We start from the raw sequence: 5,775 nt of genomic DNA, 5'->3' as shown, positions 1-5,775 counted from the left end.
CCGGTTGGGTATCGCCTGGGCGGACCAGCAGCCACGCGCTCGCCTGCCAGCGATTTCCACGCATCGGGAGGCCGGTCGCCGACGGGGGCCGGAGCGGGATGGATGAAAAGGGAATGGGCGAAGCGGTCGCGCTCATTTCGTTGCTCGCGACATGGCCGTCGGAGAAGGCGAGGGCGGCACGGGCGAAATCGAGAAAATCACCGGATTCGGCGGAAATGGCGGAGGGGCGCGCTGCGATGGCGCCGCGTCGCAAGGACTTGCGGGTCAGGGGCGCCTGTGCAACCGGCGGCGTCGCCATCTTGCGAAACGGAGGCCGGACCGATGGCGATGCCTGTGGGAAAGGCCGGTAGGCGCCGACCGGGGCGGTCCAGCCGGCAGATATTAGCGAAACCGGCAACGTCGGTGAAAATTCCGCCTGCGCGGCCAGGCGGACACCGACCCAGCCGAGCATCAGCAGCACGAAGAAGCGCAGCGGCCGGCCGCTCGTCCCTGCCTTCATGAGCGGGGTTGAAGATCAGGAAAATGATGTTGGGTCTTGTCCCATGCCAATGGCTCGCCAAACAAGGAGCGAATGTAGAGAAAGACGGCCCTGCGGGCAGCGAGAATGGCGATATAGTTGGCGATCAGGGTGCGCGGCACGGCGCCCAGTCCCGCCCTCAAGCCATAGGCCCGCGTCACGAACAGCACGCGCATCCCGGCGCGCCAGAGCATCAGCAAAAGATTGAGCCAGAGCAGCAATATGATCGTCGATGACAGCGGGCGAGCGGGCATCGGCACGAACAGGCCCATCAGGGCGAGCGCGCACCCTAGCAGCAGCGATATATAAGCGGCGAACAGGACCAGCGCCGCGATCGCCGCCCGGCGGTCGCGCAATCGCATCCACCATTCGGCGGGTCCGCCACGCCAGCCCAGCCGGTCCCAGCCGGCCAGCGAGATGCCGACCATCCAGCGCGCTTTTTGTTTGACCGCCGCATGAATGCAGTCGGGGAAATATTCGCGCGTCGCAACCACTTCGCCGTCGGCATCGCGCATCCGCACGAAAACGCCGCGTCCACCCATGTCGCGAATGCGCAGTCCCGCCTCATAATCCTCGGTCAGCGACGTCGGGTCGAACGGGCAACTCGCGGGATCGGGCGCGAGCGCGGCAAGCGTGTTACGCTCGAACGCGCAGGCGACGCCAGCGGAAGGGACCGACGCGCCCAGGGCTTCGCGCACGGTCAGGAATTTACCATGGCTCTCCGCAAACTCGTCGCCATAATGGTTGGCGATGGCGCGGGCCAGCCAGCCGCCGCGCCCCGGCAGCGGCAGCACCGGCAATTGCACCATTTCGAACCGGTCAATCATGAAGTCAAACAAGCGGATTTCATCGGCGTGGACGACATCTTCCGCATCATGCAGGAGAACCGCCTTGTAGCGGAAGCCGCCGGCCGCCTCGTCCGCCAGCATCGCCCGCCAGAGCAGGTTGAGGCAGTCCGCCTTCGTGGTGGGGCCAGGTCGATCGTTGATGCCAAGCATCAGCCGCGGTTCGCCTTTAGCAAGCTCAGCAACCGCGCCGATGGTGTCTAAGTCATTGGGATAGGTGCCGACGAAAATACGGTAAGGACCATCGCCCCAGCGGTCCAGGGCATTGCGCAACATGGGTCCGATGACGTTCGCTTCCTGCCAGGCTGGGACAAATATTGCGATCTTGCCCGGTCGCGCCGACGCCGGCAGCAGGGGAGTCGTCATTCTTTCATGACGGCCATAGATGGTGATGTCCCGCCAGGCCTTCCGCGCGAAGAACAGGAGATCGACCAGTAAATCGTCAAGACCGCCAATAGCGAGCCCGACGGCTGCGAAGAGCAGGACTTCATGATGCAGCGCGACAAGAAGCGCGACTGTCCACTCCCCCAAAGGCTTGACCCCCATGCCTAATCAGGGGAGAGGATGCCATCAGCACTGATGGCTTCCAACCCCCTTTTGGCCACATATCGTTATCAATAGAGGATTTTTCGCGCATGAAGCATCGTCCTTCTTCAGCTCTCAGGGATTTTCTGGCGAGTGAGGCTGGCGGCGCGATATTGCTGATCCTTGCCGCAGGCCTGGCCATGCTGCTCGCGAACCTGCCGGCGGCCGGACATTTTTATCATGATCTGATCGATGCCGAAGTGGGGCCGACATTGTCGGACAAGCTCGGACCGATGACGGTTCATCTGTGGGTCAATGACGGATTGATGGCGATTTTCTTTCTGGTGGTGGGGCTGGAAATCAAGCGCGAGTTTCTGGACGGCGGCTTGTCGACCTGGGAAAGGCGACGGCTGCCTGTTCTGGCGGCGGTGGCTGGGATGGTCTTTCCCGCCATCGTCTATCTTGCGGTGACGGCGGGACAGAGCAATTTGACGAATGGCTGGGCCATTCCCGCTGCGACCGACATCGCTTTCGCCATCGGCGTGCTGGCCCTGCTCGGCGACCGAGCGCCGGCGTCGCTCAAACTGTTCCTGACGGCCGTGGCCATCGTCGATGACATGGGAGCGGTGGCCATCATCGCGCTATTCTACACGCAGGGGATGAACCTCGCCGCATTGGCGGGCGGTGCGGCCGTGCTTGCGTTGCTCTACGGCTTGAACCGCATGGGGGTGAAGACGCTCATCCCCTATATGATCGGCTTCGCGCTGCTCTGGTATCTGACATTATTGTCGGGCGTCCATGCAACCGTCGCCGGCGTACTTGCCGCGATGACCATCCCGATCCGCTGCACACCGGGTGCGCCCGACGCGGTGGACAGTCCGTTGCATCGGCTGGAACATGCGGTGCACCCGTGGAGCGCCTATGCGATCATTCCATTGTTCGGCTTCGTCAACGCAGGGCTGGCGCTCAACGCAAAAATGTTCGGCGCGCTCCTGGCCCCGCTGTCGCTGGGCGTGGCGATGGGGCTGTTCATTGGCAAACAACTTGGCATCTTCGGCGCGATCTGGGCGGCGGTGCGGTTGAACATCGCCGAGCGGCCGTCGGGTGCAAGCTGGACCCAGATCTATGGCATGTCGCTACTCTGCGGCATCGGCTTTACCATGAGCCTGTTCATCGGCGCATTGGCCTTTCCGGGGCAGGCGCTGCTGATTGAGGAAGCAAAGGGCGGAATTCTGATGGGATCGTTCCTGTCGGCGCTGGCGGGCTTTGCGCTGTTGCGCTGGGCCGCGCCAGACAAACGGCGCGCGGAGTTGGATAGCTAACAAGCCGGTTCGCGCAGCCGCCCGACTATGATATGATTTCACGTCGAACCGCTTGTGACTCGCGGTTCGACCTTTCAGCCAAACTCACGAGAAGGAGGAGGGCAATGATGGTCAGGGAGACGGACGTCAACTATCTGTTGCTGCGCCAGCAGATGTCGCTGATCCGGGCGCAGTCGAGTCCATCTCGAGAAGCGCGGACGGCTTATGAAAATCTCGCACGCAGCTATAGTGATCGCATCCACGCCTATCGTCAGGCAAATGAACGGATGATCTTTCGCGCGCATTGACCCTGGACGGTCAGCGGCGATCAATCAGACGTTCGATGGCCAGTCGGTGGGCTGTGTCGTCGCCGCATTCCCGTTCAAGAATGACTTTGATGCGCTCCAGATCCGCTTCGGTCAGATGTTCGATGCCGATGAAATCGTTGCGCGCGCCTTCCATCGCGCGGATCAACTCATCCAGTTTCGCCTGGATGGCGGAGCCGTCGCGATTTTGCGCATTTTGGATCAGGAACACCATCAAAAAGGTGACGATGGTGGTGCCGGTATTGATGATCAGTTGCCAGGTGTCCGAATAGTGGAAGAGCGGCCCTGTCGTCAGCCAGAGCAGGATCACCATTGCCGCGAGGATGAACGCCAGGGGCTGGCCTGCCCAACTGGCGATGCGATGTGAAAGGGCGGCGAAAATCCTGTCCATGCCAAAGGCTCCTGCGCGTCGTTTGTTTATCCGACGTTCAGGCGCCTGTTGCCATGGCGCTCGCATGATCGCCACTCTTATCCGTTCGCTTGGCCTGTTGTCCATCGCCGGTCCGCTTCTGGCTTCGTGCGCCAGCCTTTCCCCCGAATCGCAATTGCGCGCCGGGCTTGTTGACGCGGGTCTGTCCCCGCGGATGGCGGGTTGCATGGCGGAGCATATGGTGGATCGGCTCAGCCTGACCCAGTTGAGAAAGCTCCAGTCTTTAAAAGCGATCCGCAAATCTCACAGCGGGGAGATGACGGTCAGTCATTTGCTCCACGAACTCCGCGCCTTGCGGGATCCGGAGATTGTCGCGGTGACCAGCAAGGCCGCCTTCACCTGCGCCTTCTAGCCGAAAATTTGCAATAAATACGCGTCGGACCGCGCCCTGGTTTTGCAATTTTGCAAAGTGAATTTGCGAAATTTGCTGGCCTCATTCCGCCGCCTGTGCTTAGCCGCTGGACATCAGGTTCAACGCAAAAGGACGGGCGAGCCCATGAATATCCACGAATATCAGGCCAAGGAATTGCTCGCGAAATATGGCGCGCCGATCGCCGCCGGCTATCCCGCCTTCTCGGTCGAGGAGGCCGTCGAGGCCGCCAAGAAGTTGCCCGGGCCGCTCTATGTCGTGAAGTCGCAGATCCACGCCGGCGGCCGCGGCAAGGGCAAGTTCAAGGAACTGGCTCCCGAAGCGAAGGGCGGCGTTCGTCTGGCCTTCACCCTGGATGAAGTCGAAGCCCATGCGACCGACATGCTGGGCAACACGCTGGTCACCATCCAGACCGGCGACGCGGGCAAGCAGGTCAACCGCCTCTATGTGACCGACGGCGCTGACATCGCCAAGGAATTTTACCTCGCCTTGCTGGTCGATCGCGCCTCCAGCCGTATCGCTTTCGTCGTATCGACCGAAGGCGGCATGGACATTGAGGAAGTCGCCCACTCGACGCCCGAGAAGATCCACAGCTTCGCGGTTGATCCCGCCACCGGCTTCATGCCCCACCACGGCCGTTCGATCGCCGCAGCGCTGGGCTTGACCGGCGATCAGGCGAAGCAGGCCGCCAAGGTCGCCTCCTCGCTCTACGCTGCGTTCCTCGACACTGACGCCGAGCAGATCGAAGTCAATCCGTTGGCTCTGACCGAGCAGGGCAATCTCCTCGTCCTCGACGCCAAGGTGGGCTTCGACGGCAACGCCATGTTCCGTCACAAGGACATCGCCGAATTGCGCGACCTGACCGAGGAAGATGCGGCCGAGGTCGAGGCTTCGGAATATGACCTCGCCTATATCAAGCTGGACGGCAATATCGGCTGCATGGTGAACGGTGCAGGCCTTGCCATGGCGACGATGGACATCATCAAGCTGAACGGCGAATTCCCCGCCAACTTCCTGGACGTCGGTGGCGGCGCTTCCAAGGAGAAGGTCACCGCGGCGTTCAAGATCATTCTGAAGGACCCGGCGGTGAAGGGCATCCTCGTGAACATCTTCGGCGGTATCATGAAGTGCGACATCATCGCCGATGGCATCGTCGCTGCTGCCAAGGAAGTCGATCTGTCGGTGCCGCTGGTGGTGCGTCTGGAAGGCACCAACGTCCAGCAGGGCAAGGACATTCTCGCCGCTTCGGGCTTGGCGATCGTTCCGGCGGACGATCTGGGCGATGCGGCCAAGAAGATCGTGGCGGAAGTGAGGAAGGCGGCCTGACGCAGCTTTTCGCCTGAACCAAGACACCAAAGGGTGCGGGTGGTCCGGAAACGGACTGCCCGCGCCCGTGTCCGCATTTGCGGGCTTGGCGTAAACAAAGGAAGGATGTTGGACATGAAGATCCTTGTGCCCGTG

The 5,775-nt window shown here is 61.8% G+C and carries 6 protein-coding genes and 1 pseudogene; 4 read left to right on the top strand and 3 right to left on the bottom strand.

The window, feature by feature from the left end; translation table 11 throughout:
• Both C100_RS30070 and C100_RS30065 read right to left on the bottom strand, forming a co-directional pair.
• Positions 1-499, bottom strand: a pseudogene (locus C100_RS30070) (hypothetical protein); the annotation flags it as partial.
• The gene (locus tag C100_RS30065) at positions 496-1,908 is read right to left on the bottom strand and encodes a glycosyl transferase family protein (protein WP_024018746.1); all 1,413 of its coding nucleotides are present in this window, start codon (positions 1,906-1,908) and stop codon (positions 496-498) included. The pseudogene C100_RS30070 and the gene C100_RS30065, both read right to left, overlap by 4 nt.
• An 89-nt stretch (positions 1,909-1,997) precedes the next feature.
• Between C100_RS30065 and nhaA the strand changes: the two genes are divergently transcribed.
• Together nhaA and C100_RS30055 are read left to right on the top strand one after the other, a co-directional pair.
• Complete coding sequence (nhaA, locus tag C100_RS30060) at positions 1,998-3,209, top strand: Na+/H+ antiporter NhaA (RefSeq protein ID WP_024018745.1); 1,212 nt, start codon at positions 1,998-2,000, stop codon at positions 3,207-3,209.
• Between the two features lie 104 nt (positions 3,210-3,313).
• The gene (locus C100_RS30055) at positions 3,314-3,496 is read left to right on the top strand and encodes a hypothetical protein (RefSeq protein WP_024018744.1); all 183 of its coding nucleotides are present in this window, start codon (positions 3,314-3,316) and stop codon (positions 3,494-3,496) included.
• Between the two features lie 10 nt (positions 3,497-3,506).
• Here C100_RS30055 and C100_RS30050 read toward each other — a convergent pair whose 3' ends face one another.
• Positions 3,507-3,905 carry a low affinity iron permease family protein gene (locus tag C100_RS30050; protein ID WP_024018743.1) on the bottom strand — a complete coding sequence of 133 codons (399 nt, stop codon included), beginning with the start codon at positions 3,903-3,905 and terminating at the stop codon, positions 3,507-3,509.
• Positions 3,906-3,969: 64 nt separating this feature from the next.
• Between C100_RS30050 and C100_RS30045 the strand changes: the two genes are divergently transcribed.
• Positions 3,970-4,296 carry a hypothetical protein gene (locus C100_RS30045; RefSeq protein WP_024018742.1) on the top strand — a complete coding sequence of 109 codons (327 nt, stop codon included), beginning with the start codon at positions 3,970-3,972 and terminating at the stop codon, positions 4,294-4,296.
• 144 nt (positions 4,297-4,440) lie between these two features.
• The gene (gene sucC, locus C100_RS30040; RefSeq protein ID WP_024018741.1) at positions 4,441-5,640 is read left to right on the top strand and encodes an ADP-forming succinate--CoA ligase subunit beta; all 1,200 of its coding nucleotides are present in this window, start codon (positions 4,441-4,443) and stop codon (positions 5,638-5,640) included.
• Positions 5,641-5,775 lie beyond the last annotated feature (135 nt).

It is taken from the genome of Sphingobium sp. C100, from assembly GCF_000508185.1.
Lineage (GTDB): Bacteria > Pseudomonadota > Alphaproteobacteria > Sphingomonadales > Sphingomonadaceae > Sphingobium.
Note: the sequence above shows the minus strand (reverse complement) of the source record. Positions and strands in the feature narration are given on the sequence as shown.

Coding starts and splice junctions, on each gene's coding strand:
- C100_RS30065 (WP_024018746.1), bottom strand. CDS start 1,908: ATGGGGGTCAAGCCTTTGGGGGAGTGGACAGTCGCGCTTCTTGTCGCG.
- nhaA (WP_024018745.1), top strand. CDS start 1,998: ATGAAGCATCGTCCTTCTTCAGCTCTCAGGGATTTTCTGGCGAGTGAG.
- C100_RS30055 (WP_024018744.1), top strand. CDS start 3,314: ATGATGGTCAGGGAGACGGACGTCAACTATCTGTTGCTGCGCCAGCAG.
- C100_RS30050 (WP_024018743.1), bottom strand. CDS start 3,905: ATGGACAGGATTTTCGCCGCCCTTTCACATCGCATCGCCAGTTGGGCA.
- C100_RS30045 (WP_024018742.1), top strand. CDS start 3,970: ATGATCGCCACTCTTATCCGTTCGCTTGGCCTGTTGTCCATCGCCGGT.
- sucC (WP_024018741.1), top strand. CDS start 4,441: ATGAATATCCACGAATATCAGGCCAAGGAATTGCTCGCGAAATATGGC.